Origin of the sequence: Sessilibacter corallicola (assembly GCF_021290925.1) — a bacterium.
GTDB lineage: Bacteria > Pseudomonadota > Gammaproteobacteria > Pseudomonadales > Cellvibrionaceae > Sessilibacter > Sessilibacter corallicola.
In genome coordinates this window covers 1,036,926-1,063,664 of sequence record NZ_JAJSLX010000001.1, presented here as the reverse complement: position 1 = coordinate 1,063,664, position 26,739 = coordinate 1,036,926, and the positions used below count along the sequence as shown (strand labels likewise).

The 26,739-nt window shown below is 47.2% G+C and carries 23 protein-coding genes; 16 read left to right on the top strand and 7 right to left on the bottom strand.

What is annotated here, in order from left to right; all coding sequences use genetic code 11:
• Positions 1–51 precede the first annotated feature (51 nt).
• The gene (locus tag LU361_RS04450; protein WP_233087281.1) at positions 52–1,053 is read right to left on the bottom strand and encodes an adenosine kinase; all 1,002 of its coding nucleotides are present in this window, start codon (positions 1,051–1,053) and stop codon (positions 52–54) included.
• Positions 1,054–1,333: 280 nt separating this feature from the next.
• On the opposite strand from LU361_RS04450, the gene mrcB reads away from it, so the two are divergent.
• The 4 genes from mrcB (at position 1,334) to LU361_RS04430 (ending at position 7,635) form a co-directional block, all read left to right on the top strand.
• Positions 1,334–3,673 carry a penicillin-binding protein 1B gene (gene mrcB, locus LU361_RS04445; protein ID WP_233087279.1) on the top strand — a complete coding sequence of 780 codons (2,340 nt, stop codon included), beginning with the start codon at positions 1,334–1,336 and terminating at the stop codon, positions 3,671–3,673.
• A gap of 155 nt (positions 3,674–3,828) precedes the next feature.
• Positions 3,829–4,275, top strand: coding sequence for a hypothetical protein (locus tag LU361_RS04440; protein WP_233087277.1), 447 nt, complete (start codon positions 3,829–3,831; stop codon positions 4,273–4,275).
• A 628-nt stretch (positions 4,276–4,903) separates the two neighbouring features.
• Positions 4,904–7,261 (top strand): DUF1631 family protein, encoded by a 2,358-nt coding sequence (locus LU361_RS04435; protein WP_233087275.1) that lies wholly within the window; start codon positions 4,904–4,906, stop codon positions 7,259–7,261.
• On the top strand, positions 7,261–7,635 hold the full coding sequence (locus tag LU361_RS04430; protein WP_233087273.1) for a PilZ domain-containing protein: 375 nt from the start codon (positions 7,261–7,263) through the stop codon (positions 7,633–7,635). The genes LU361_RS04435 and LU361_RS04430 overlap by 1 nt, the downstream gene beginning before the upstream one ends.
• Before the next feature lie 118 nt (positions 7,636–7,753).
• Here LU361_RS04430 and hemL read toward each other — a convergent pair whose 3' ends face one another.
• From hemL to LU361_RS04415, 3 genes are all read right to left on the bottom strand, one after another.
• Positions 7,754–9,034 (bottom strand): glutamate-1-semialdehyde 2,1-aminomutase, encoded by a 1,281-nt coding sequence (hemL, locus tag LU361_RS04425; protein ID WP_233087271.1) that lies wholly within the window; start codon positions 9,032–9,034, stop codon positions 7,754–7,756.
• Positions 9,035–9,280: 246 nt separating this feature from the next.
• Positions 9,281–10,096: a bifunctional hydroxymethylpyrimidine kinase/phosphomethylpyrimidine kinase gene (thiD, locus tag LU361_RS04420; protein WP_233087269.1), complete on the bottom strand. Its 816-nt coding sequence runs from the start codon at positions 10,094–10,096 to the stop codon at positions 9,281–9,283.
• 737 nt (positions 10,097–10,833) lie between these two features.
• Positions 10,834–11,256: a CopD family protein gene (locus LU361_RS04415; RefSeq protein ID WP_233087267.1), complete on the bottom strand. Its 423-nt coding sequence runs from the start codon at positions 11,254–11,256 to the stop codon at positions 10,834–10,836.
• A gap of 111 nt (positions 11,257–11,367) precedes the next feature.
• On the opposite strand from LU361_RS04415, the gene nrdR reads away from it, so the two are divergent.
• The 10 genes from nrdR to ribA all read left to right on the top strand — a co-directional run bounded on the left by nrdR (position 11,368) and on the right by ribA (position 18,900).
• A complete protein-coding gene (nrdR, locus tag LU361_RS04410; RefSeq protein ID WP_233087265.1) occupies positions 11,368–11,829 on the top strand; it encodes a transcriptional regulator NrdR in 462 nt (153 codons plus the stop codon).
• A complete protein-coding gene (ribD, locus tag LU361_RS04405; protein WP_233087263.1) occupies positions 11,829–12,968 on the top strand; it encodes a bifunctional diaminohydroxyphosphoribosylaminopyrimidine deaminase/5-amino-6-(5-phosphoribosylamino)uracil reductase RibD in 1,140 nt (379 codons plus the stop codon). The genes nrdR and ribD overlap by 1 nt, the downstream gene beginning before the upstream one ends.
• Before the next feature lie 84 nt (positions 12,969–13,052).
• Positions 13,053–13,724 (top strand): riboflavin synthase, encoded by a 672-nt coding sequence (locus LU361_RS04400; RefSeq protein ID WP_233087255.1) that lies wholly within the window; start codon positions 13,053–13,055, stop codon positions 13,722–13,724.
• A gap of 94 nt (positions 13,725–13,818) precedes the next feature.
• Positions 13,819–14,931, top strand: coding sequence for a bifunctional 3,4-dihydroxy-2-butanone-4-phosphate synthase/GTP cyclohydrolase II (gene ribBA / locus LU361_RS04395; protein ID WP_233087253.1), 1,113 nt, complete (start codon positions 13,819–13,821; stop codon positions 14,929–14,931).
• 50 nt (positions 14,932–14,981) lie between these two features.
• On the top strand, positions 14,982–15,452 hold the full coding sequence (gene ribH, locus LU361_RS04390; protein ID WP_233087251.1) for a 6,7-dimethyl-8-ribityllumazine synthase: 471 nt from the start codon (positions 14,982–14,984) through the stop codon (positions 15,450–15,452).
• 10 nt (positions 15,453–15,462) lie between these two features.
• Entirely contained in the window at positions 15,463–15,903 is a 441-nt protein-coding gene (gene nusB, locus LU361_RS04385; protein WP_233087249.1) for a transcription antitermination factor NusB, read from the top strand.
• 91 nt (positions 15,904–15,994) lie between these two features.
• On the top strand, positions 15,995–16,957 hold the full coding sequence (gene thiL / locus LU361_RS04380) for a thiamine-phosphate kinase (RefSeq protein WP_233087239.1): 963 nt from the start codon (positions 15,995–15,997) through the stop codon (positions 16,955–16,957).
• Positions 16,917–17,534, top strand: a complete 618-nt coding sequence (locus tag LU361_RS04375) for a phosphatidylglycerophosphatase A family protein (RefSeq protein WP_350337991.1) — start codon at positions 16,917–16,919, stop codon at positions 17,532–17,534. Before thiL ends, LU361_RS04375 begins: the two co-directional genes overlap by 41 nt.
• Positions 17,535–17,600: 66 nt before the next feature.
• A complete protein-coding gene (locus LU361_RS04370; protein WP_233087237.1) occupies positions 17,601–18,266 on the top strand; it encodes a retropepsin-like aspartic protease family protein in 666 nt (221 codons plus the stop codon).
• Between the two features lie 22 nt (positions 18,267–18,288).
• A complete protein-coding gene (gene ribA / locus LU361_RS04365; protein WP_233087234.1) occupies positions 18,289–18,900 on the top strand; it encodes a GTP cyclohydrolase II in 612 nt (203 codons plus the stop codon).
• A gap of 83 nt (positions 18,901–18,983) precedes the next feature.
• On the opposite strand, the gene LU361_RS04360 is transcribed toward ribA, so the two are convergent.
• The 3 genes from LU361_RS04360 to LU361_RS04350 all read right to left on the bottom strand — a co-directional run bounded on the left by LU361_RS04360 (position 18,984) and on the right by LU361_RS04350 (position 21,754).
• The gene (locus LU361_RS04360; RefSeq protein WP_233087232.1) at positions 18,984–19,688 is read right to left on the bottom strand and encodes a YceI family protein; all 705 of its coding nucleotides are present in this window, start codon (positions 19,686–19,688) and stop codon (positions 18,984–18,986) included.
• Positions 19,639–20,124, bottom strand: coding sequence for a MarR family winged helix-turn-helix transcriptional regulator (locus LU361_RS04355; RefSeq protein WP_233087230.1), 486 nt, complete (start codon positions 20,122–20,124; stop codon positions 19,639–19,641). Before LU361_RS04355 ends, LU361_RS04360 begins: the two co-directional genes overlap by 50 nt.
• A 61-nt stretch (positions 20,125–20,185) precedes the next feature.
• Positions 20,186–21,754, bottom strand: coding sequence for a BCCT family transporter (locus LU361_RS04350; protein WP_233087228.1), 1,569 nt, complete (start codon positions 21,752–21,754; stop codon positions 20,186–20,188).
• Between the two features lie 288 nt (positions 21,755–22,042).
• Here LU361_RS04350 and LU361_RS04345 point away from each other — a divergent pair, with 288 nt between their 5' ends.
• Both LU361_RS04345 and LU361_RS04340 read left to right on the top strand, forming a co-directional pair.
• A complete protein-coding gene (locus LU361_RS04345; RefSeq protein WP_233087220.1) occupies positions 22,043–24,637 on the top strand; it encodes a TonB-dependent receptor in 2,595 nt (864 codons plus the stop codon).
• 122 nt (positions 24,638–24,759) lie between these two features.
• Entirely contained in the window at positions 24,760–26,727 is a 1,968-nt protein-coding gene (locus LU361_RS04340) for a tetratricopeptide repeat-containing sulfotransferase family protein (RefSeq protein ID WP_233087218.1), read from the top strand.
• The last annotated feature ends 12 nt before the right edge of the window (positions 26,728–26,739 follow it).

The window sequence follows — 26,739 nt, the reverse complement described above, 5'->3', positions numbered from 1 at the left end:
AATAGGCTTCAGCGCCGAGTGCTAAATTTTTATGACTAATCGATACTAAAACTAATGTCCAAGTACTTTTGAGCGAATATCCGCGTACTGCTCTGGTCGTAATCTTGGACCAAACTGCTCAACCAATGTCGCCGAAGCGAGGCTGGCTAAATTTCCTGCTTCGACAAAACTGTGGCCTTGGCTGATGGCGTATAAAAATGCGCCCGCAAATAGATCGCCAGCACCATTAGTGTCAATCGGGTTGGCTTTATTTGGTGCGATTTCTGACAAGGTCTCTCCGTCAAAGACAATCGCTCCCTCAGCACCGCGAGTGATGGCGAAGGTTTTTGTGAATGCCTTGATTGCTTCGATTGCATCAGACAGTTCTGATGTATCGGTAAAACTTAATGCTTCTTCTTCGTTGCAAAACAGAAGATCAACGCCGTCGCCTATCATTTCGGTTAAAGGTTCGCGGAAATAGTTAACCATTGCTGGATCAGAGAACGTAAGCGCGGTTTTCACGTTGGAGTTTTTTGCTTGCTCTCGAAGTTTCGCAACAGCCGCGCGAGCAGTATCCGATGACGATAAATAGCCTTCTATATAAATGTATTGGCTTTTACCGATAGCAGGCAAGTACAATTGTTCTTCGCCGATTTTTTCACTGATACCGAGATAGGTGTTCATTGTTCTTTCGGCGTCAGGTGTAATCATTACCAGGCATTTGCCACTGGTACCTTCGTGATTGGCGAACTCCGGCAAATAATCCACGCCGGCACGTTCCAAATCGTTTAAGTAAAATTTACCGTTTTCGTCGTTAGCGAGTTTACAGCTGTAAAATGTTTTAGCGCCGAAATAACTGGCGGCAATAATGGTGTTGCACGCGGAGCCACCGCTGGCACGTCTCGACGCCACAAGGTGGCTTTTCAGTAATTCCATCAACTCAAATTGACGACTTTCATCCACAAGAGTCATGAAGCCTTTTTCGATGCCAAATGCTTCAAGGTCACTGTCGGTTACTTCAATTTCTGTATCAACTAACGCATTTCCAATGCCGTAAATGTCGTATTCGCTCACGTCGGTTCTCTCATGTGTCTAAAAAGTTTCAATAATAAAAGTAGTTGCTTCGGCCTAAGGTGCTCAATAAATTCATCCGTTCAGCGCGAGTGACTGAGCTGGCCGGAGTAAAACGCGCCACTGTTTCTACGAAAATTCGACACCTTAGAGATTCGAACCTAGAAACGCAAATTCCTATTAGAAGCTCCTCGAGGCTGAATTGTATAAAACCGACGTACAAGGGTGATTTGTTGGCGACTCAGGGTTAAACTGACGGCCCAAGTTTAGAACCGTTGTTAAAATGCGCCATTCAAAAGGCTCCCGCTCAAAATCTCGACGCAGTAAATCTCGCAAAAAGTCTCCCCCAAAATCCTGGCGATCAAAGCTTTTAAAGTTTTTTGGCGTTGTGTTTGGAATTTCGATTCTGGCTTTGATGGTTGGATTCGGTGTTGTTGATTACACGGTTACGCAAAAATTCAGCGGTAAAAAGTGGGCGCTGGCCGCTCGGGTTTACGCTCGACCGCTAGAGCTTTATGTCGGCGCTAAGGTGAGCGACGAAGCTCTAAAAGCGGAGTTGTCTCAGCTGAGCTATCAATCAGTGAGTTATCTTTCCAGTCCGGGACAGGTGACGTATCAACGCGGTAAAACCGAGATATACCTGCGTAAAAGAACGGTAAACGGGCAAACCTATCCAGCGCAAAAGGTTCAGGTACAAACCCGGCAGCAGACGATTGCCTCTTTGCGAGTCAACGGCAAAGCCACCTCAGATATTGTTGTGGTCGAGCCTTTGGAAATCGGTGCGATTTATCCCGCCAGCGGTGAGGACAGAATTTTAACGCGTCTGGAAGACATTCCGCCGTTACTTGGGGAAACCCTCATTGCGGTGGAAGATAAAAACTTTATCCACCACCACGGCATTTCCTTTAAAGCCATTGCCCGAGCAATGTTGGTGAACTTGAAGTCTGGAGAGATTGTTCAGGGCGGGAGCACTTTAACCCAACAGTTGGTCAAAAACCTGTATCTCAGTAATGAGCGATCCATTTCTAGGAAAGTGGTTGAAGCGCTAATGACCATTTCTTTGGAGCTTCATTATTCGAAAGCTGAAATACTCGAAACCTACATCAACGAAGTTTACTTGGGACAAGCGGGTCGTCGCGGCATTCACGGCTTTGCCTTGGCATCGCAATTTTATTTCGATGAACCCATCGAAAACTTAAACACCCAGCAAGTGGCTTTGTTGGTGGGGTTGGTGAAAGGCGCGTCCTATTACAACCCACGGCGTAACCCCGAGCGCGCAACCTCACGGCGCAATACCGTACTTGAGGTTATGGCCGAATCCGGTTTGATTAGCGCGCGCGAGGCTCGTGATCTCTCTAAAAAACCGCTGGCGGTAACCAAAACACCGTCGAGTCAGCACGCTTATCCCGCCTTCATCGATTTGGTAAAACAGCAGTTGTTGCGCGACTATGAATTAGAAGATTTACAGTCGGAAGGGTTGCAAGTTCACACCACACTCTCGCCAAGCCTTCAGAGTGTTCTAGAAAACAGTTTGTCGAAACGGCTGTCGTCTTTGGAGAAGGGTTACAAAATCAATCGCGACAGCTTGCAAGGCGCCGGTATTCTCACCGCAGTTGGCAGTGCCGAAGTGCTCGCGGTTGTCGGCGACCGCAATCCCCGCTACAAAGGTTTTAATCGCGCCCTGAATGCAAAGCGCCCGGTGGGTTCGTTGATTAAACCGGCCATTTATTTAGCGGCGCTAGAATCTGGGGATTATTCCTTGGCAACCACCGTAGACGATTCCGAGGTGGCCGTGGATTTGGGGCAGGGAGATGTGTGGCGGCCCAATAATTTCGACAATAAAGACCACGGCCACATTCCTCTCTATAACGCGTTAGCACAATCCTACAATCAATCGGCTGCCCGTGTCGGGATGTCGGTGGGTTTGCGAGAAGTATTCAATGCCATTGAACGACTCGGTATCGATGAACCCTTACCGCAAGTGCCAGCGGTGTTATTGGGTGCGGTGGAATTATCGCCCTACGATATGAGTCACTTCTATCACACCATTGCCAATGACGGGATCTATTCTCCACTGCGCGCGATTCGCTCGGTGTATACCTCCGAAGGTGAGCGACTCCAACGCTACCCGCTCGATGCCAGTGAACGTATTGAACCGACCGACGCGTACTTTATTGATTTTGCCTTGCAAGTAGCCGCACGTCAGGGCACGGCGAAATCCATTTATTCAACAATTTCACCAGATATAGCGCTAGCGGGAAAAACCGGCACCACCAACGATCAACGCGACAGCTGGTTTGCGGGATACTCCGGTAATTTACAAGGCGTGTTTTGGGTGGGAACCGATGACAATCAACCTTTGCCTCTGACCGGTTCCAGCGGTGCACTGAGAATTTGGACGGACGTATTTTCTAAAGCGCCGTTAGATGGAATCAATAAAGTAAAACCCAGTTCGGTGGAATATTATTGGATTGATTCACAGTCGGGATTACTCAGTAAATCGCGTTGCCAAAATGCGGTGTCTTTGCCGTTGTTGAAAGGTCATCAACCGAAAACGAAATCTCGTTGCGTGCCTGTTTCGGGCACTAAAAAGCCTTGGTGGCAGCGTTTATGGGGCAATTAAATCCCAACGCCTAGGGTATTTTAGCGACGTGTAATTTGATGTAATGAATTTTTACTCTGCCTTTCCCTTACAATAAGAAATAAAGACCTATGTTGTTTGCGAATTCTAGAAACCTATTCTTTGTTACAAACACTGTTACGAACATTGTTACGAACTTGAATATACGAAAAAAAGTACATTCGTTTATTCGAATATTTTTCGTAATAATTACCTGCGCAGGTGCTGTTGGTTGTGCGACAACGGGGAGTAACTCGTCGGCGCCGATTATTCCAGGGCAAGAGCAAGGACAGGCCACTGGTTCAAAAACACCACCGCCGCCAGCGCAAGCTCCGGTTAATTCAACCAGCCGTGTGATTGATGATCTTTTAGCGAAAGGTAAAAGAGCGCTTTCAAGTAAGCAGCCGATGCTTGCCATCGAACAAGCCGAGCGCGGCATTCGCATTGATCGCACGGAACCGGAATTGTATTTACTACTGGCGCGTGCCTACGACGCGTTAGGTGAAGTGACAAAAGCGGCGAATTTTGCGCGCCAAGGTTTGCGTTATGTGTCTAACAGTCAATTTTTGCTTAAGCAAAAGTTGCAAAAATTTACCGAAAATTAGTCGCTTTGTATGGAATTAAAATTCTTCATTAAAGTTTGTTTTGTAAAATTTTACGCCAAAATTTGAAATGAACGCGCAGAAATTTCTGTATATCTTTGAATAAAAAAAGTACGATTTGATATTGCAACTGAATTGTCGGTAACGGCTTTAGTTATATAGAAGTCTTTAGACAGGTATTCTGTTTTCAATGAACAGATTCGGCATTCAATCTATTGGCTACACTTTCAATTTAAGTGCGAGTGCAGCGTTGATTCATGTAACGTTACAACATGCGTGGTCAGGAAAGGCGTTGTTTTTGCTGGTGTTTTAGATTCAATTTTCGCAATAACAGCAACGAATTTTGTTAACCGAAGCAAGATTTTAGGAATTAGTGCCTAAATTGCGTGGAAAAAGTAAAACTTTATCGTCCATTTATAACGAATAACTAAACTAAAAGTTATACTGGGGCCTGTTATATTCAGATGGATTCATTAGCAGTGATATCAAGGACGTATTAATCTCGGAGAGAGTCGCCTTTTATCGACTTCTGAACAGGTTTTTCTTTCGTAAATTGACCGAGCAATTTTGCAACCTCTAGCCCACGCCACTGAGGGTGGTAATGGCGAATGACTGTAGGCGGTAAGTAATTGTGCCCATCAACGATATGAACTCGACACCCGCATCGCGTAATCCGCTGGAATCCAGCGCGCAAAGTAACGCGGAGAAGCAGCTGATTGCTCGCCTCAAGTCTTGTCAAAAGATCACATCGGATTTCATTGAAGATAGATTTCAGACCTTCTACAAGGCTTTAGATGATCGCATTGCAGAAACCATTCGTGAAGCTGCTAGTAATGCGGAGCAACGTTATTTTTACGACGTGCAACGACACCTAAGACACAACGTAGATGAACTGTTGCGCCATTTGGTCGGTTATGTCGGTGAAGGGTTCGTAAAGTTTAAGAAAGGCGACTTAAACACTCATTCGGTATCAAATTCCTCAAACAGCTTATCTTTGGTCGAGAACGATGAACTCGAAGAAGATATTGCGGTTTCTTCCGCTGCGCGTCGGGCGGACACCAAATACGTAGAAGCGTTGTGGGCACTTAACAAACGTTTTTCAGCACTGATTGGCGGCGTACCCGTGACTGACGCCAACAATCCAACGTCGCCCATTCAGTTTTGCGATTCCATGCGCAGAGCCTTGGCGATTTTAAATCTGGAATTAAAGCCCAAGCTCATCGCTTACGAAGAGTTCGAGCGTCACTACACCTCTGATTTAGAAACTTTATTGTTGCGCATCAACGATTATTTGGTGGGCGAAGGCATTCTGCCTGACCTGAATTTTCACCAGCAAAGCGCAACACCTGCACAGCAATCAGCGCCGGTATTTAATACCGATTTTGATCCCAACAGTGATCCCGCCGAGCAAGTTGCAGAAATGGCTCAGCCCGATCCTGAGGTGAGCATTCAGAATCAAGCGAATCTGATGCGAGCGATTCGCGAAATTCAAAATCACGGCAGCAATATTCCTGCTGATCCTACAGTAGCGCCAGCAGCAGGTGCACAAGAAACCGCGGTTCCACTGCAATCGTTATCTAATTTTGACGGCGATTTTGCCGGTCTTACTGCTCGCCCGATTACCGGCGGGGCTGCCGGTGGCCGACCGATGCAGGTGTTTAGTAACCAACAGTTGGTCGGTGCCCTGCAATCCATGCAGGAGCAGATTCTCAATATTCGCCAAGCGTCGGTCGATACGATTCAGCCGGTGAATGTGTCTGCGGTGACGGCGCAATTGAGTGAAGAGCTTTCTAAGGATTCCGAAGACGGCGCCGTCGATTCCCAAGACATGCACATCATCGAACTGGTGGGTATGTTGTTTGACTACATGCTTTCCGATGATTGCTTGCCTGATAACGTTAAAGCGCTGTTGAGCTATTTGCATACGCCGTATCTAAAAGTGGCGTTTATGGATTCCGAGTTCTTCGAAGAAACCGAACATCCAGCTCGTTTGTTGTTGAACAACTTGGCTGAGGCTGGTGTTCGCTGGGTGTCTAATGATGGCTCCAGCCAATACGATATCTACGACAAAATTAAGGCGACGGTGTCGCGAGTTCTCGAAGACTTCAAAGACGACGTCAAACTGTTTGCCGAATTGTTGGTGGAATTCAGTGCCTTCACCAAAAAAGTGTTGCGCCGCCAAGAGCTTCTCGAAAAGCGCGCCATGGAAAAAGTCCACGGCGAAGAAAAGCTGCGTGAAGTTAAGATTCGTGTGAATACCGAAGTCAGAAACCGTACCGATGGTAAAGAAATGCCCTCGGCGGTCTTACTGTTGCTGTTACAGCCCTGGTCGGATTATTTGGCGTTTGTGTTGTTGCGTTACGGCGATGATTCCGATCAGTGGCGCCGGGCTATTCAAACCGTGGATGACGTTATTTGGAGTGTCGCTCCCAAGCAGAATCCCGATGAGCGTGCCCGACAGTTAGAGATTCAAGATGAGCTGTTGGATTATCTGGAATCTGGCCTTGAAACCATCGGTTACGACCAAGCCAAAGGCAAGAAGTTGGTTGACGCCTTATCCGCGTTGCAGCGCGCTGCTATCACAAAACGCGCCGTCGAGGTGGCGCCTGCGCCTATGCGATCTAAACTAGAAGCAATGGCAGCGAAAAAAGCGGGCAAGCCAATGCAATCGAAAGAGAAGCTTACAGAAGAAGAATCTCGATTGGTTGAAAGCCTGAAAATGATTGAGTTTGGCACCTGGTTCGAATTCGATAAGGGTCGACGATTAAAAGTCGCTTGGTATAACTCCAAAACTTCCCATTACATGCTGGTCGATCAAACCGGTAAAAAAGTGGGCATGAAAACGGGCGTTGAATTGGCCCGCGATATGTTAGCTCGCAAAGCGCGTGTCATTGTTGGTAGCACCAAACCGTTCTTCGAGCGAGCGCTTGAGAACATCTTTGAGACAATGAACTCTGATACTGCAAAGGTTAGAGCCGGAGCCAGTTAATGACTGATCACCTCGCCAGTCAACAGCAGCGAGATAAGGAACGTCGAACACTAAAGCGTCATCAATTGCGTTGTTCCGCAGAATTGTATTCTGTTGATGGCGACTGCATTGGTCGCTTAGTGAATATTCATCACCAGGGATTCATGGGTTACGGGTTTGCTGAGATAGAGACTGGCGAACGGTTATCAATGATGCTCAATCTTGCGGAAAATGTGCAGGGTTATTCCACCGTTGAGTTCGCTGCCGAGTGCGTTTGGCGAGCCCAGGGTATGAGCGAAGACCCTTCAGCGTATTGGTACGGTTTTCAAATTGTTGAACTGTCTCCCACCAATAAATCCACACTAGAAAAAATTATCGCCCAAGAAAGTTTCTAGCGTTTTCTTTGCGTTTTTGGCACTTTTGCGCTGAATCGTATTCGTTTTCCGCAATTCCCTTTGGATGACACAAACACTGGTTCACACAGAACCAGTGTTGTACGTTTGCTGAATACAGCTACAGCTTAGACATCGCTTGTTCACAAGCGCTGAGCGTGAACTCTATGTCGTCTTGCGTGTGTGCTTGCGACATAAATCCTGCTTCATAAGACGCTGGCGCGAAGTAAACACCTTGTTCAAGCATTAAGTGGAAGAAGCGATTGAATCGCTCAATGTCACAGGCCATAACCTGAGAGTAATTGGTTACCTTAGTTTCTTCGGTGAAGAAGAAACCAAACATGCTGCCGACATTATTGGTTGTAAATGGAATGCCTTTGTCGAGAGCGATGGCTTTCATACCATCGACAAGCAACTGTGTCTTTGCGGTGAGCGCTTGATAAAAGCCGTCGGCCTGAATCAGCCCAAGATTGGTCAATCCCGCGGCCATGGCTACCGGGTTACCCGAAAGAGTTCCCGCCTGATAAATGGGACCTAAGGGTGCAATTTGTTCCATGATTTCACGCTTGCCACCAAATGCTCCCACCGGCATACCGCCGCCAATCACCTTGCCTAGAGTCGTAATATCGGCAGTGACGCCGTAATGACCCTGAGCGCCAGAAAGGCTGACACGAAAACCCGTCATTACTTCGTCGGCAATAAACACTGATCCCGATTGGTCACAAAGTTCTCGGATGGCTTCTAAGAATCCTGGTACAGGAGGCACACAGTTCATGTTGCCAGCAACCGGCTCGACAATCACACACGCTACTTGATCACCCAGCTCGGCAAACGCTTGTTTTAGGCCTTCGATGTCGTTGTAGGTGAGAGTGATTGTGTGTTCTGCCAGAGATGCTGGTACGCCTGGGGAACTCGGAACACCCATCGTGAGTGCGCCGGACCCCGCTTTGATGAGCAAGGAATCACTGTGTCCGTGGTAGCAGCCTTCAAACTTAATGATTTTATCGCGACCGGTTACGCCTCTCGCTAAGCGAATCGCGCTCATGGTGGCTTCGGTGCCTGAATTCACAAAGCGCACCAAATCCATGCCCGGAATGATGTCGCAAAGTTGTTCAGCCAGTGTGGTTTCGATTTCAGTCGGTGCGCCAAAGCTTAAACCGTACTGCAATTTGTCAACCACGGCTTGAATGACGTCGGGGTGGGCGTGACCGAGAATCATCGGTCCCCAAGATTGAACGTAATCAACATAACGCTGGTCGTCGACATCGTATAAATAAGCACCTTGGGCCTTTTGGAAAAATATCGGCGTACCGCCTACCGCTTTGAAGGCTCGGACCGGAGAATTAACTCCGCCAGGAATGAATGATTGGGCTTGTTTAAACAGTTGTTCAGATCGACTCATACAAAGTCCTTAATTGGTCTCAGCTAGCAAACACTAGTTGATTCGGCAAAATTTCGTAAAAGGATCTATTTTGCCATTGTCGAATAAAAAATTCAGGCAAAAGTAGGCAGGGATGTGGGTTGTGCTAACAGGAGTAAAACGGGCCCTGGATCATCTCACGATAGTTGATATGAGCGAATGAGACGATCCAGCCATGTTTGAGGCAGTCACGAAATGACGATAATGCAGTTGTGGTGCTCTTTTCGGCTACTGCTTGCTTAAGCTTTCTGCCCAGTGCATGCGGTTAGGCGTTGGCGCCCCCATGCCGAATTGTCGACTTTTGAATACTGAATCCCACAGATACTTTTGCGCCAGATCGACACCGTCGTGAATGGCCAAGCCGTGGGCTTGATAACAGGCGACAGCGGCACCGAGGGTGGAGGTGCACAAAATTTCCGAGAGGTTTTCGTACTGGCAGTCGTAGCTGTGAATTAACCCACGCTTACCGAATAATTGGCTGCATCGTGTGGGTTTGAAGTTGTGGGAGCCATTGATCAATACGTGTTGGCAGCCAGACTCCAAGATTTCTGCCGCGCAGGCGTCAATAGTATCGGAGTAGTTTGAAAGCGTGAGTGCTTGCTCGTGGGTTGTAACCGCTACTCTGGCTTTCGGCAACAGCAGAGAGCGAATCGCGTCGATCATTTCGGCGTTGTAATTGGGCGAGAGCTTGGGAACATTGAGTACCTTAGGCTCCAATACAAACGGAATGTCTGGGTAGTCGATTAGCACCGAATGCAATGCTTCGATATTTTCGATGGACGACATGTATCCCGCTTTGATGATGTCGACAGGAGTGTCTTCGAGCTGTGCGCGAATTTGATCAATCACCAATTCAGGGCTTGAGGGAACCAGTTTTTTGATCTCTCGGGTGTCTTTAACCAGCGCACCTGTCAACACAGTCAGCGTTTGGCAACCCAAGCTGCTGCCTGTTTCTATATCTGCTTGTATGCCACCAAACCCGCTCGGATCGTGGCAGTTTAGACAAAGAATAACCGGTATTTTCGGTGTACTGTGTTTAATCATGTGAGGTAACTCTAGTTATATCTCAGAACATGTGTGCTTTGAAAGAAACAAAAAATGAGCACATTAATATCGATACGTTTAATGATCTTGCCAAACGCAATCGCAACAATGGCGCCAATGGTGCTACTAGAAACTCAGATATTCAACGGCAAAATTTTATTTGGCCGTGACTAATTTAGACAACGAAAAAATATTCCTAAACTATTTAATTCGGATTGTGCCTGGAAGACACAATGTGTAGAAATCATTTACTTTTTGTGAATTTAATATTTTACAAAAAGGGAAAATCAACGATTAGGTGTTGATCAAACCAAGGATATTTTTCAGTTCACAAATATACCTGGAAACGCAACAGTTTACTGCCTCGTAAATCTTGATAGTAACTTAGTATTATCTGAATATTGGATGAATAAAATGATCGAAGTTTTTGACTGTTTGGGTAGATTTCAGTGGCTTCGCAACGCCAATAAATCATGATTGAGTCACACGTTTGATCGCGAAAACCTAGACTAAAATTAACGATTTAAATTTATTGGTGAGTTTTTAATTATTAAGGCGGGTTTAGAAAGAATCAGAAAAGTTTTTTCAGCGTGTGTGGAAATTTTTATTGCTTGAGTACAAGCGCTATTTTCGAAAATAAAGGTTTGTCTGTTGGTGGCAATCTCAAGTCAGAAATTCTTTTTTGGAGAAGAATGCTTGTCTACAAAACTGTTCGAGAGATTGCCGAAAAATTTTATTTAAAAAGGTTTAACAATAACCAAAATAATAATCGCTAACAAAAACAAGACCGGCACTTCGTTAAACCAGCGAAAATAAACATGGCTTTTGGTGTTTGCGTCTTTTGCAAATCGCTTAACGTACATTCCGCACATGTGGTGATAACCAATCAGCAATACGACGATGGCGAGTTTTGCATGCATCCAACCCGCCGAAAAATAGTAGCTGGCGTTAAACGTAGCCGTCCATACTCCGAGAATAAGCGTGCCCAACATGCACGGTAATCCCATTCCCCAGTAGAGCTTGCGCTCCATGATTTTGAACCGCTCTTTGCCTGCTTCATCCTCGGTTTGAGCATGATAGACAAACAGCCTTGGCAGATAAAAAAGTACAGCGAACCAAGCAACAACAAAAAATAGATGAAAGGCCTTAACCCAAAGCATAATCTCTCCTAATCGACGGCTTCAGGCATCTATACGCTAAAACGAAAAGGTTTGTGCTAAGATGCCGCAAAAATTTTTATACCGTCCCATCATAACAAGCTCGGTTAAGCCATGCATTGTCCGTTTTGTAGCGCAGAAGATACAAAAGTTATTGATTCCCGATTAGTTGCCGAAGGCGATCAGGTGCGACGTCGGCGCGAATGTCAGGGGTGCAAAGAACGTTTCACCACCTATGAAGTGGCTGAATTGCTGATGCCGCGCGTAATCAAGAATAACGGCGTTCGAGAACCGTTCGATGAAGCAAAATTGCGGGCCGGTTTACTGCGTTCTTTAGAGAAGCGCCCGGTCGGTACCGAGCAAATCGAATCTGCCATCGCCCAGATCAAACACTTTTTACAGGCCACCGGCGAGCGCGAAGTGCAATCGCGTATGATCGGTGAGCAAGTCATGAGAGCATTGCGTGGGCTCGATGAAGTAGCCTATGTGCGTTTTGCGTCGGTTTATCGAAGCTTCAAAGATCTCAACGAATTCCGTCAAGAAATTGATCGCTTGGAAAGCCGCGAGAAAGAATAATGTCGAGCACCGTCGAAGATCATCAATTTATGGCGCGAGCGATTCAACTGGCTGAGCGCGGGTTGAACACGACCTCCCCGAATCCCAGAGTCGGGTGTGTTCTCGTCAAAGATCATCAAATCATCGGTGAAGGTTTTCACATTGAGGCCGGTACCGGCCACGCAGAGGTTAACGCCTTAAATTCCCTGGATGACCCACAAGCTGCCGTCGGTGCGACAGCCTACGTAACTTTGGAGCCTTGCAGTCATCACGGCCGCACAGGACCGTGTTGCCAAGCCTTGGAGAAAGCCGGAATTGCGCGCTTGGTGTACGGCATGTCAGACCCTAATCCGCAAGTCTCGGGCAGAGGGCTCAAGTATTTACAAGACCGAAATATCGCAGTTGAAGGACCGGTTTTGGAAGAACAAGCCCAGGCATTGAATCCTGGTTTTATTCACCGAATGGTTCATCAACGACCCTACGTTAGACTCAAATTAGCCATGAGCCTTGATGGCCGAACAGCAATGGCTTCTGGTGAAAGTCAGTGGATCACCGGTCCCAAAGCGCGAGCACAAGTGCAGGCGTTACGTGCGCGCAGCTGTGCAGTAGTGACTGGCCATACAACCGTAAGTATGGATCAGGCCAGATTGACAGTTCGCGACAGCGAATTACCAAAAATCCCGCTGCAACCGTTGAAAAATCACCCAGTCCCCGGCAGACTTCGCCGTCCATTGCGGGTGGTGCTCGATTCCAACGCGACATTGACCGGTCACGAGCCCTTTTTTCACGAACAGAGTGAGTGTCTTTGGGTGACCGCAGGCGCGAAGCCGAACGATATTTTGCCGACAGTCGAGTGGAAATCACTGCCAGATATTGCCAATCGAGTGAGTCTGACGGATCTTTTGGATGACTTGGCACAGCGGCAATGTAATGAGATCCTGGTTGAATGCGGCGCCACTCTCGCAGGTGCTTTTGTTGAACAAGGTTTGGTGGACGAAATTGTCGTATTTATCGCACCGACATTGATGGGCTCGGACGCTAGGCCACTGTTGGCACTGCCGTTGGCATCCATGAGCGAAAAAGTCGAGCTTGAGATTACCGATATTCGAAGTGTTGGCAGCGATTGGCAGGTGATTGCCAAACCAAAAGCAAAAAACTGAATCCTAAAATTGCCTAATTGGGTAACCGTTAAAGGCTGATTTTGATGGTAGAATTTGGGCGACTGACTAATTGATGAGTGAACCATGTTTACAGGAATAATCGAAGCCGTTGGCGATGTTGTTGCTCTCGAACCGAAATCCGGTGATTTACGGGTAAGAATTCGCACCAATAAACTCGACTTGAACGATGTTCGTTTGGGGGATTCCATCGCGACCAATGGTGTTTGCTTAACCGTTGTTGATCTTCCTGGCGATGGTTATTGGGCCGATGTTTCTGTCGAAACATTAAAGCTTACCAGTGTGGGTCAGTGGCAAGTTGGTACCCGAGTTAACCTCGAAAAAGCGCTGACGCCGGAAACTCGTTTGGGCGGTCATATTGTCAGTGGTCACGTCGATGGAATTGGCGAAGTTGTTAATCGTTACACCGACGCCCGCGCCGAGCAGTTTTTTGTTAAAGCGCCGAGTTCACTGGCGAAATACATAGCCTATAAAGGATCGATCACTGTCGATGGCACCAGCCTCACCGTGAACGCGGTTGAAGGTGATACTTTCCAGTTAACCATCGTACCGCACACCGTTGCTGAAACTATTTTTGGTGACTATAAAATAGGCACTAAAGTGAATTTAGAAGTCGACGTTATTTCGCGGTATCTGGAGCGACTCCTGATGGGAGAAAAAGCCGCCGATGCACAAAGCAGTTCAATCGACATGGCGTTTCTAGCCCAGAACGGTTTTGACGGTCGTAATAAGCGTTAATGACAGTCATTAACCAAACCAAACAGTTTAAAATTATTGGTGTGTAATAGCCTGCACATCTGAAACACAGAAATACAATCTCGACGAGCAAGTTATGCAATTAAATACAGTAGAAGAACTCATCGAAGACATTCGTCAAGGCAAGATGATTATTCTCATGGACGATGAAGATCGAGAAAATGAAGGTGACTTGATCATGGCGGCAGATATGGTTCGCCCTCAAGACATCAATTTTATGGCGACTCATGCCCGTGGTCTGATCTGTCTTACACTGACCGAACAGCGCTGCCGCACATTAGAATTACCGCTTATGGTAAGTGATAATCAGGCCGCTCATTCCACTAACTTTACCGTTTCTATTGAAGCCGCAGAAGGTGTTACCACCGGTATCTCTGCTGCTGACCGCGCAAAAACCATTCGCGCTGCGGTTGCTGAAAACGCCGTTGCCCGCGACATTGTTCAGCCCGGCCATATTTTCCCGTTGATGGCTCAGCCCGGTGGCGTATTGAGTCGTGCAGGCCACACCGAAGCCGGTTGTGATCTCGCTCGTCTTGCTGGTCGCGAACCTGCGGCGGCCATTGTTGAGATCATGAACGAAGACGGCACCATGGCGCGTCGTCCCGATCTTGAAAAATTCGCCAAAGAGCACGACTTAAAAGTCGGCACCATCGCCGATTTGATTCACTACCGCTCGGTGAAAGAACAAACTGTTGAGCGTGTGAACGAGCGCCGAGTGGAAACGTTGTACGGCGAGTTCGACCTTCACACTTACCGCGATTTAATCACCGACGAATTCCATTTTGTCCTTTCAAAAGGTGAGATCGATCCAAACGTGCCGGTACCGGTTCGTGTGCATGTTCTCAATACCGCTCGCGATATTCTCAGCATCTTGCGAGAGTCGGATAAAAAGTACAAATCTTGGACCCTAACTCAGGCACTTGAGTACGTTCAAAACGAAGGTACTGGTGTTGTGGTGTTAATTTGTCATTCCATGACAACCCATGAAATCGAAGAAAGCATTGATTGGTTGTTGAGCGGTAAGCAAAACCACCCCTCTCAAGATGCCGCCTACCGCCAAGTTGGTGCCGGTGCACAAATGCTTCGCGATTTAGGTGTTCGTAAAATGAATATCCTATCGGCTCCGCTTAAATTTACCGCTTTGTCGGGTTTCGACTTAGAAGTGGTTGAGCGCATTGATGCGCCTTAAATTCTGAACAAACAGTCGCGAATTATTGCGAATAACAGAGAGTAATTTTCATGAGTGATGTACAGGTAGTTGAGGGCGATTTTCGCTCAGTTTCTGGTAAATACGCCGTTATTGTCAGCCGTTGGAACAGCTTCGTTGTTGAAAGTCTAAAAAGTGGTGCGTTAGATGCCCTTCACCGTCACGGTGTTGAGGATGAAAATATCACCCTTTACTACGTGCCAGGCGCGTTCGAATTTCCAATAATGGCGCAAAAACTTGCACGAAGTGGTAAATTTGATGCCATTATTGCTTTAGGTGCTGTGATTCGAGGTGGAACCCCACACTTTGATTATGTTGCTGGCGAATGTACAAAAGGCTTAGCACAAGTGTCCCTCGACAGCTCAATTCCTGTATCATTCGGTGTTTTAACCGTCGATTCTATTGAACAGGCGATTGAACGTTCTGGCACCAAAGCAGGTAACAAAGGCGAAGAAGCTGCTGTCACTGCGATGGAAATGGTGTCAGTCTTAGCAAAAGTTTAAAGGTTAGTGAATGAATGTATCTCCTGCGGCACGACGCAAAGCGCGCCATTACGCCATGCAAGCACTTTATCAATGGCAGATGGCGGGTTCAGCAATCAATGTAATTGAAGCTGAATTTCGTACCGATTACGACATGAAGCCCGTGGATATCCAGTATTTCCACGAGTTGTTGCACGAAGTCCCAGCGCAGCTTGATGCGCTGGAGACAGTGTTTGGCAAGTATCTGCAAGATCGACAGCTGAAAGAGCTTGATCCGATTACCCTAGCTCTGTTGCGTATGGCAACCTACGAGCTGAAAAATCGTATCGATGTTCCTTACAAAGTTGTTATCAACGAATCTGTTTCTCTCGCCAAGAAATTCGGCGCCTCCGATGCTCATAAGTTTATCAATGGCGTATTGGATAAAACGGCAACCGAATTGCGGGCCGTTGAAGTCGGTGCCGGGCACTGATTGAGCGCGGCGCGCTCATCAAATTGGCACTAAGCTTAGTGTGTTATCTGCGTTAGCGCGCCAACCATTTAGACCATTACAGATTACCCTCATGGCCAATCTCAGCGAATTTGAATTAATCGATCAATACTTCGGTGGACAAATAGCATCCTACGGTGTGAACCTCGGGATTGGCGATGATTGCGCGTTGCTTACTGTGCCCCAGGGGCGCCAGCTGGCAGTCTCCATCGATACGTTAATTGGCGGCTCGCATTTTCCTAAAAATGCCGACCCTGAATTAATTGCCGAGCGGGCATTGCGTGTCAGCATCAGTGATTTGGCCGCTATGGGTGCAGACCCTATGTGGATGACACTGGCAATTACGCTGCCTTCTGCCGAGAGCCAGTGGCTCGCCGGATTCAGTCGAGGCCTGTTTCGCTCGGCGGAAGAGTTCAATATTTCTCTGGTTGGCGGCGATACCACTCGCGGCCCTCTGGCAGTGACGCTGCAAGTTCACGGCAGTGTCGAGCCTGAAAAAGCCATGTTGCGCTCCGAAGCACGCGTTGGTGATATTGTTTTCGTCACTGGAACCGTCGGCGACGGTGCGGCGGCATTGGCGGTGATCAAAAAAGAATTGGAGGTCGGTAAATCGGCGTTCAGTTATTTTATGAGTCGCTACTACACGCCAAAAATTCAAATTCGACCCATGCGTGCGTTGGCGGATGTGTCGCGCTGCGCCATCGATATTTCCGATGGTTTGCTGGCGGATTTAGGCCACATTTGTAACGCCAGTGGTGTCGGTGCCGTTATTGAGGCCGAACGTTTGCCGATTTCCGATCCCCTGCGAAAGCTTACCGACAGCGAAACCGCGTTAAATTGGGCGCTGGCCGGTGGCGACGATTATCAAGTGTGCTTTACGGTATCGCCCAACAAAATTGCTCGCCTAGAAGAATTGCAAGAGCAACATCAAATCGAATGCACCGCTATTGGTGAAATCGTTCGCGGTAAAGACTGTGTCTGTTTGAGTGAAGGGCGTGTGGTTGTGCCTGAGCGAACCGGATACAAGCACTTCTGATTTTAGCCGTGTTGTCCTTTCCAAAAGTCACGTTAACTCTCTGATGGGTTCCAGTTTGAACGCTCATAATAAAGATAACCATCAAAAGTTGAACTCAACAGTTACTCCGAAGTTCCAAGATATTATAAAATCGCCGTCGATGCTGTTTGCATTCGGTTTTGGTTCGGGTCTTTCCAAATGGGCTCCAGGTACCGTCGGTACTTTAGCGGCTGTGCCGTTTTACTGGCTCATGTCTGATTTTCCGCTGTTTTTGTTCCTGGGTGTTGTCCTGGTGGCGTCAATACTCGGTGTTTGGATTTGTCAGGCTGCCAGTGATGCAATGGCGGTGCACGATCACCCCGGCATTGTTTGGGACGAATTTGTCGGATACTGGATTACGATGATTGCCGCGCCAAGTGGCTGGTTTTGGATCGTCTTTGGGTTTGTCATGTTTAGAATCTTCGACATCCTCAAGCCTTGGCCGATCTCCTGGCTAGATCGCAGAGTCAGCGGCGGCCTGGGGATAATGATCGATGATATACTCGCTGGAATTTTCGCATTTGCAGTTGTTCAAATTGCCGCTGCATATTGGGGCTAGAATTAGGCATGACACTGTAAAAAGTGCTCACCCAATCAGTTTAGGGAAGATTCGGAGCGATAAACAATGGTCAAGGTTCAAGGTCGATTATTTGCGGTAGGTTTTTTATTTCTGTCTCTGTTTGCAGCATTTCTATCTGAAACCGCGCACGCAGTGGACGTTCAGGTTCACGGGCTATTTAAGGGCAGCGCAGTTGTCACCATCAATGGTACGCAGCGCATTCTCAAGCAGGGCAAAACCTCGCCAGAAGGGGTGAAGTTACTGTCGGCGAACAGCCAAGAAGCGCTGTTCTTGATTGATGGCCGACGTCATAAACTTGGTATTAGTCAGCAGATATCATCGGGTTTTCAGAGTGCTGAAAAAGCCGAAATTCGAATTCAGGCAGGGCGCAATGGGCACTTTTTCACAAACGGTTTAGTCAACGGCCGCAGTGTTCACTTTCTTGTCGATACCGGGGCGTCGGTGATTGCCCTGAACAAACAAACGGCCATTGATTTAGGTATTAATTACCGCGCGGGCCAAGAGGGCGTTGTCAGCACAGCCAACGGCACCGTGGGGGTGTTTATTGTCAATCTCGACAGTGTGACCATTGGCGGCATTACCGTCCACAATGTCAGAGCTTCCGTGCATTTGGACGACTCTCCTGATGTCGCCCTGTTGGGCAATAGCTTTTTAAATGAAGTCAAAATGAGCACCGAAAACGGTGTCTTGTTGTTGAGTAGTGATCGCTGATTAGCGGTTTTTGGGGAACATAGTGTCAATAGAATATATCGAGTCATGCAAGCTTCCGACCCCTTGGGGGATTTTCGATATGCATGGCTTTTTTGAGCAAGAAACGCAAAAAGAGCACGTTGTGCTCACCATGGGAGATATGACCAAACCCGAGCCATTACTTGCTCGTATCCACTCCGAATGTTTAACCGGCGATGGCTTATTCAGCCTGCGCTGTGACTGTGGCGCTCAATTGCAGGCTGCGTTACACAAAATTGCCCAAGTTGGTCGCGGCGCCGTGTTTTATCTGCGCCAAGAAGGTCGTGGCATTGGCTTACTGAACAAAATCAAAGCTTATCATCTTCAAGATGCCGGAGCCGATACCGTCGAAGCCAATGAGGCGTTGGGTTTTGGCGCTGACATGCGCAAGTACGATTTACTCAAGCCAATGCTCGAACACTTTGGTGTTAAACAACTGCGTTTAATGACCAATAATCCTCGTAAGATTCAAGCACTGCGAGAAATTGGTATTGATGTGGTAGAAAGGTTGGCGCACGAAACCGGTCGTAATCCTCACAACCAAAAATACTTAGACACCAAAAAAGGCAAGCTTGGCCATATGTTTGAAGGCTCTCAATCTGAGCCTGAAGAATAAGAGCATAATTGGTGGGAAATTTGGAATCGAACTTCCCACCCGTTGCTTATCTGTTGTTTATCCGTTGCTTGAAAGTCACGGTTCTATTGCTGCAAAAATTCCGCGTACACTTCCAGGCGAATCTCGTCTCCCACCAAGCTCTGATAACTGCTCAATCCAAAATCGGAACGTTTAAAACTCCCGGTTGCGCTAAAGCCAATGGTGTAATGCCCGCTTAGCCAATTGTGGGCGCCGCCATTAAAGGTTAGGTCAAACACAACCGGCTTAGTGACATTGCGCCAGTTTAGATTGCCAACAAATTCATAGGTATTTTCGCTGATCACCGATACCGACACGCTGGTGAATTCTGCCTGTGGAAAACTTTTGGTGTCGAGCCAGCCCGAGCCATTGAGTTGTTCCTCAAGTTCGGCGTTGTTCACATCCAACGACGCCATGTTAACCAGCGCGTGCAGCGATGAATTTTCAGGAGCTTTCGGATCAAAGCTGAGCGAGGCTTCAAAGTCGTTAAAACGACCGACAAAGTCCGATAAACCTAAATGGGAAATCTTAAACAGTAATCGAGCATGATCATCGTCTAGTTCGTATTCGCCGGGTTTTAAGGTGGCAACGTCGGTATTTACGTTTGGTGCCAGCCAAGACACACAACCGGTCAAAGTGACCATTACGCTGAATACACCCACTTTCAATGCGTTCGGAAAATAGGGAATGTTTGCTGGGTTCATGATGTTACCGATGCGTTTAGGGTTGTCGATCGAGAGTGCCAACATCAAGTACGGGAGAAGCGTCAATATTGGTTGCATCCATCATGTGAGCAACGCGCTGAAGTGAGCTAATAATCATCATTTGCTCCCAGGATTTAAGCGCCGCAAATTGCGTGACAAATTGTTCCTGCAACGGCGTGGGAGCTTTTTCTATGGTGGTTTTACCGGTTTCGGTTAAAAACGCGTACACCTTTCGCTTATCTTTACAGGAGCGCTCACGATACACCAACTCGCGTTTTTCCAGGCGATCAATAATTGTGGTTACGGTTGCTTGGCTCAGGCTGATTTCATTGGCCAGCTCGCCCACCGTCATCTGGCCTTTGTTGTGAATGGTTTGAAGCAGCAAAATCTGCGGCGCGGTTAGGCCGGTTGTTTTCGCCAAGTGTTTTGAATGTAAATCCGTTGCTCGAATAACTCGCCGTAGCGCGATTAACACTTCTTCTGATTGAGGGGATGTCGACATCGATTACCGTTCTGTTGGTTTCCTTATTCTGCGAATTATAAGCAAGAAAATGAGTTTGGCACTACCGGCTTTTTTGCTCATCGCGCAAGCCGATTGTTAAGCTCAAACACATCACCAACAAGACAACCGTAAACGGCAAACCGGTAGCGATTGTACCTGCCTGTAAAGCACCTAGTGCTTGTGCTCCTCCGCCAATTAATAAGGCCGCTGCAATTGCACCTTCGGTGACCGCCCAAAACACGCGTTGTGGAATTGGGGCATCTAATTTACCGCCGGCGGTAATGCTGTCGATCACCAGCGATCCAGAATCCGACGAGGTGACGAAAAATAATAATACCAACACGATAGCCACGGCACTGGTCAGTTCGGTGAGCGGAATATTTTCTAGCATTTGAAACAGAGCAAGGCTTGCATCATCAATACCGTTGGCCAGGCTGCCGATTCCCTGCTGTGCCTGGAGTAACGCGTTAGAGCCAAACACGTTCATCCAAATAAGAGTAACTAGGGTAGGTACAATTAATACAGCAATTAAAAACTCTGCGATGGTTCGCCCCTTTGAAATTCGGGCGATGAACATTCCAACAAACGGCGACCAACTGATCCACCAAGCCCAATAAAAAACCGTCCAGCTTTGCATCCACTCATGATCCGGTCGGTCACTCCAATAACTTAGCGGCACGATATGGACGAAATAATTTTTTATTGAGCTGAATACGCTGACCAAGACATTGCTGGAAGCACCGAGCAAAAAAATACCGAGCAATAATAAGGTGGCTAACACCATATTGATGTTGCTCAGTATTTTCACGCCTTTATCAATGCCGCGAACCACCGACAACACGGCAAAAAAGGTAACCCCGACAATAACGGCAACTCGCATTGTGAGATCGTTGGGCAAACCAAACAGAAAGTTTAATCCGGTGGCTGCTTGTGTTGCGCCAAATCCTAACGACGTTGCTAAGCCAAATATCGTTGCCAGTACCGCGGTGATATCAATAACGTGGCCCCACCAACCCCAAACTCGGTCTTTTAACAGTGGGTAAAACACAGAGCGAATGGTTAGCGGCAGCCCTTTGTTAAACGCGAAAAATGCCAGCGATAAACCGACTACAGCATAAATAGCCCAGGCGTGTAATCCCCAGTGGTAAATCGTCGCCGGTAAGGCCAGTTGTGCGGCTTCATCGGATCGTGCTTCTACCGCCAGAGGGGTGCCGCCCCAGCCGGTGTAGTAGGCCAAAGGTTCGGTCACGCCCCAAAATAGCAGGCCGATTCCCATGCCAGCGGCGAACAACATCGCAAACCAAGACAGTTTTGAAAATTCAGGTTTTGCCTCATTGCCGCCGAGGCGAATCTTTCCAACTGGCAGAACAATCAACGCAATACAAAAGATGATTAATACGCTAGCGGTTGACATAAACAGCCAGTCAAATTGATTGATCGTCCAAGACTTGGCGGCGCTTAAGAATTCGTTGGCAGTCTCTGGCGCAATAACGCTGGTGGCAACAAACACCAACATCAAGGTTGCGCTGATAAAGAAAACAGGATTGTGAAGATCCATCCCCCAAATTTCCACATTGTCTTGACCGATTTCGTAGCTGGTCTCATACCGACCTTGGGGGCAGTTATTCATACATCTCCACTGATTTATTATTTAGATTTCTATGCTTATTGCAATGCTAGCATTTTCTCGTTTTTGATTAAATAACCGCTGGTTTGGTGGCGTTTTCTGTAGAAATAATCGGTTAATTCGAGGTGTATGTAGGGGTGCTTCCTTGAGAAAGCCTTGTTGAAGGAATAAAATAAATAGAGCTCAAAGCAATTTATTAGCTAAAAAGCTTCGATTACTAATGATTTTTACCGTGGTGTTGATTGTTTTTTGTACGTCGCCGTAACGCGGTGACCAATTAAAGGGGAGTGTATGTTTAAGAAAAAGCTATTAGTGGGGTCCGTTCTTGCGGCATCGGCAAGTGTCTCGGTCAATGCGCAAATTGAAGAAGTTATCGTAACCGCCACTAAACGCGAACAAAGCACTCAGGACATCCCGGTTACTGTTTCTGCCATTTCTGAAGAGTCGCTCGAACAGCTCGGAGTGACCAATTTCACTGACTATTTAATTCAGCTACCCGGAATTACCGCAGGCGGTTCAGGCCCTGGCCAAAATACGATTTACATTCGCGGCGTTGCCTCTACCACGCCAAATTTAACCACTGCTGGTGTTGCTGGGTTGGCCCCCAATGTGGCGCTGTATTTGGATGAACAACCGCTATCGCAACCGGGCAGAAATCTCGATGTTTACACCGCCGACATCAGCCGAGTTGAAGTGTTATCTGGCCCACAAGGCACATTGTTTGGCGCCAGTTCTCAAGCCGGTACGGTGCGATTAATTACCAATAAGCCGGATCATTCTGAAAGCTATGGCAAGGTGAAGTTAGGCGCGGCCACCACCTCCGGCGGTGATCCTAGCAACAATATTGAATTTGTTGGCAACTTAGCGGTGAACGATAACGTTGCATTACGAGCGGTTGTCTATCGGGATGAGCAAGGCGGTTATGTGGATAACGTAGCCGGAAGTTTATCCGCCGCAGACAGCGCGCGTTTTCGACCTGAAGGCACTGTGCGTGATAACGGCGTACCGGTCAGCGCTGCGCGAGCTGGTTTTCAATCCAACGCCGATCTAAGTGGTGTTAATTTTATTGAAGCCGACAACAGCGATTTAGTCGAAGACGACTTTAATGAAACCACCTATACCGGTGGTCGTGTGAGTGCGTCCATTGATTTGGCCGACGATTGGAATTTATTGATCGCCCACGCTGAGCAAGAACTGGATTCCGACGGCGTATTTTTCGCCGATCCAGAACTCGGCGATGATGATCCAGCCATCCAACATTTTCAGCCGGATTCATTAGAAGACGAATTCAGCAACACCGCCTGGACACTTACCGGTCGTATTGCTGCATTGGAAGTGGTGTACACCGGTGCGTTTACCGATCGTGAAACCGAACAATTAGTCGATTACTCCGACTATTTATTTGTCGGCCAATATCTGCCGTATTACATCTGTGATGGTTCGGTCTCTTACCCTGGCGATGCAGCCCCTTCGGGCACCTGTTATGCGCCGGATTTATTCGTTGATAGCCGCACAGAAACCGAAATTATTACCCACGAAATTCGTTTCTCTACCGATCAATCCGCGCCGATTCGTGCAACCTTTGGTGCTTTTTACAGTGAATTGGAATTGGAAGAGCGCAACGATTTTAATTATCCGGGCTCAACCCTCGTTGAAGGCTTTAATGGCCAAATTGGTTTTGCCGATAACTTCCCGTTCCCGACCGGATTCAGTTCCGACGCCGGACCATTCCCCGCTGGAGTTATTTTCCGCAATGATATTCAACGCACCGACGAGCAGTTTGGTACCTTCGGTGAAGTAACCTTTGATGTCTCGGATCAATTTGCCTTAACCCTTGGGGCGCGTTACTACGATATTGAAGTTGATTTCGACGGCAGCGCCAACTCGTCTTTTTGTAACTTAGGCAGCGATGTTGATGTCAATGGTTTCGGAACCGACATCTCCGATGTGTTCAATAACGACGGTCAGGTGACTTTCCGAGGAACCTGTGACCCTGATGCGCAAATAACCTTTACCCAAGCCGATGTGGATGATCCTACCATTGAAGTACCGGCGGCGGTCGTTGCTGCACTGAACGCACCGGACAACGCTTCTACCGACGGCACCATTTTTAAAATTACCGGTAATTGGACACCAACAGACAACGCCTTATTTTATTTAACCGTTTCCGAAGGGTTCCGGCCGGGGTTATTGAACCGTCCGGGTGGTGCCACCAATGCCGATGGTTCCTTTTCAGTACCTTTTGCATTAGATACTGATGAAATTCTCAACACAGAATTTGGCTGGAAAACCGATTTGCTCGACGGCGCTTTGCGTTTTAACGGCAGCATTTTCTTCGTTGAGATCGACGATCTGCAAACCACCATTTTTGATCCGAGTATTACCAATTTATTTTTCTCAGATAATGCCGCCAATGCCGAAGTTCTCGGGTTGGAAGCAGACTTTATTTGGGCGCCGTACTCCGTTCAAGGATTAACGGTCAGTGGTGCAATCTCATTATTGGATACTGAAATTACCGACGTATTAACGCCTACCGATGACGTACGCGAAGGCGATTCCTTAGCCTACGCGCCAGAAATCCAAGCAAATTTACAAGCGCGTTATGAATGGGGATTATCCGGGTTGACCGCCCATGTTATGCCTCACGTTGCCTATGCGGATGAATCCTTCAGTGACATCATTACCATCAACCGCGCCAAGCTCGACAGTTGGGTAATGGTTGGTATTACCGCAGGTGTTTCCAGCGAACAATGGACCGCAGAACTTTACGTGGATAACTTATTCGATGAGCGCGCCGAGCTTGCAAAAAACTTTGTTAACGATCGTGAACGCGTAACATACTCGCGCCCGCGTACCGGTGGTGTTCGTTTAAGTTACAATTTCTAAATACGACAACAGCGCTTTGACACTGCGTTGATATCAACGTAGTGTGAATTTAAAAATACCCCTTTTTAGGGGTATTTTTCTTTCTGCGATTGTGATTGCGACACAACAACGACGGACATACTGTGAAATCCTCAGACGAAAAACACATTGAAGCGTTAATGCGCGAAAAAAAATTTACCGAAGCCATCGAATTTTTAGAGCCACTCATTGCTCAAGAGAAACCCGATTCCGATGCTCTGTATTTTAAATGTGTTTGCTTGCGTTATTTAGGGGAGGTAACAACCGCGTTATCTCTGTTGCAACAATTAAAAATGATTGCACCTGGGCACAGCCGAGGTATTCAAGAAGAAGGGCATTGCTACGCAAAAATTTCAGAAAGTGATAAAGCATTACAAGCTTATCAACGAGCAACGCAGATTAATCCCGCATTAATTGCCTCCTGGATCGGCCAACTGAAAATTCTGGTCGCCAAAGGTGATGTGCAAACGGCGAATCAGGCTAAGCAACAGTTCGAATACATTCAAAAACAACCCAAAGCCATTCAGCGAGTCATTGATTTAATGTCCAGCGGTCGCTGGATTAAAGCCGAAACCTTGTGCCGTCAGTTCTTGCAGAAAAATCCCAAGCATGTTGAAGCCATGCGATTATTGGCGGAAATTGGGGTTCAATTGGGGGTGTTGGACGACGCTGAATTTTTATTGGAAAGTGCGCTCAGTTTTGACCCCAATAATTTCAATGTGCACAAAGATTACATTCTTGTTTTAAGAAAACGTCAACAGTTTCAAAAAGCGTTAGACCAGGCCAAGATTCTATTGGCAAAATTTCCCAACCATCCACAAGCGCAATCGTTGTATGCCATTGAGTTGATGCAAACTGGTGATTACGAGCAAGCGATTCAATTGTTTGATCAAGTGTTAACAACCCTTCCCAAGGAACCCATAACCCTAACTTCACGTGGTCACGCCCTAAAAACCTGGGGAAAAACAGAGCAAGCTGTTAACTCTTATCGTGACGCTATTGATTCAAAAGCCAATCACGGTGAAGCCTGGTATTCGCTGGCCAATTTAAAAACCGTTGCCTTCGAACAAGCTGATATTGAAACCATGCTTGAGCAACTCAACCAAGGTGATCTTAACCCCGCTGATTTGGTGCATTTGTATTTTGCGTTGGGAAAAGCTTATGAAGATGAGAAAAATTTTGGGCAGTCTTTTCATTTTTACTCGTTAGGTAACGCCCAGAAAAAAGCCCAAAGTCGATATTCTTCTGAACAAATGACGGAAGAGTTCGCCCAGCAAAAAACCGTATTTACCGCTGACTTTATTCAAAACCATAAAGCGGTTGGTTGTGATCGCCCTGATCCTATTTTTATTGTGGGTTTGCCGCGCTCGGGTTCAACCCTTTTGGAGCAGATTTTAGCATCGCACAGTCAGGTCGATGGCACGTTAGAATTGCCCAATATTTTATCTTTAGTGCATCAGCTGCGTCGTGGTGAGCAGCGCTCCGGTGACAACCTTTATCCCAAGATTATTCCTGAATTGGCCGCAGAAAAATTTCGAGCATTCGGAGAGCAATTTATTGCCGAAACTCAAATACATCGCAAAGGTGCGCCATTTTTTATCGACAAAATGCCCAATAACTTCCGTCATATCGGTTTGATTAAAACCATTTTGCCCAATGCGAAAATTATTGATGCGCGTCGATATTCACTCGCGTGTTGTTTCAGCGGTTTCAAACAGCTCTTTGCTGAGGGTCAAGAATTTTCTTATTCGTTGGCAGACATCGGCCGCTATTATCGCGACTATGTTGACCTCATGGATTTTTGGCAAGCCCAATACCCAGGCGACATTCTTTTGGTCCGCTACGAAGATGTAGTTGATGATGTTGAAAATCAAGTGCGACGACTTTTAGATTACTGCGGGCTGCCGTTTGAAGACGCGTGCTTAAGCTTTTATAAAAACCAGCGCGCCGTACGCACGGCAAGTTCTGAACAAGTCCGAAAACCCATTTACCGCTCGGGCCTGGACCAGTGGCAGAATTATTCCGAGTTTTTAACGCCGCTTAAAGACGCACTTGGGCCTGAGCTTGTATAAGAGCTTGTACAA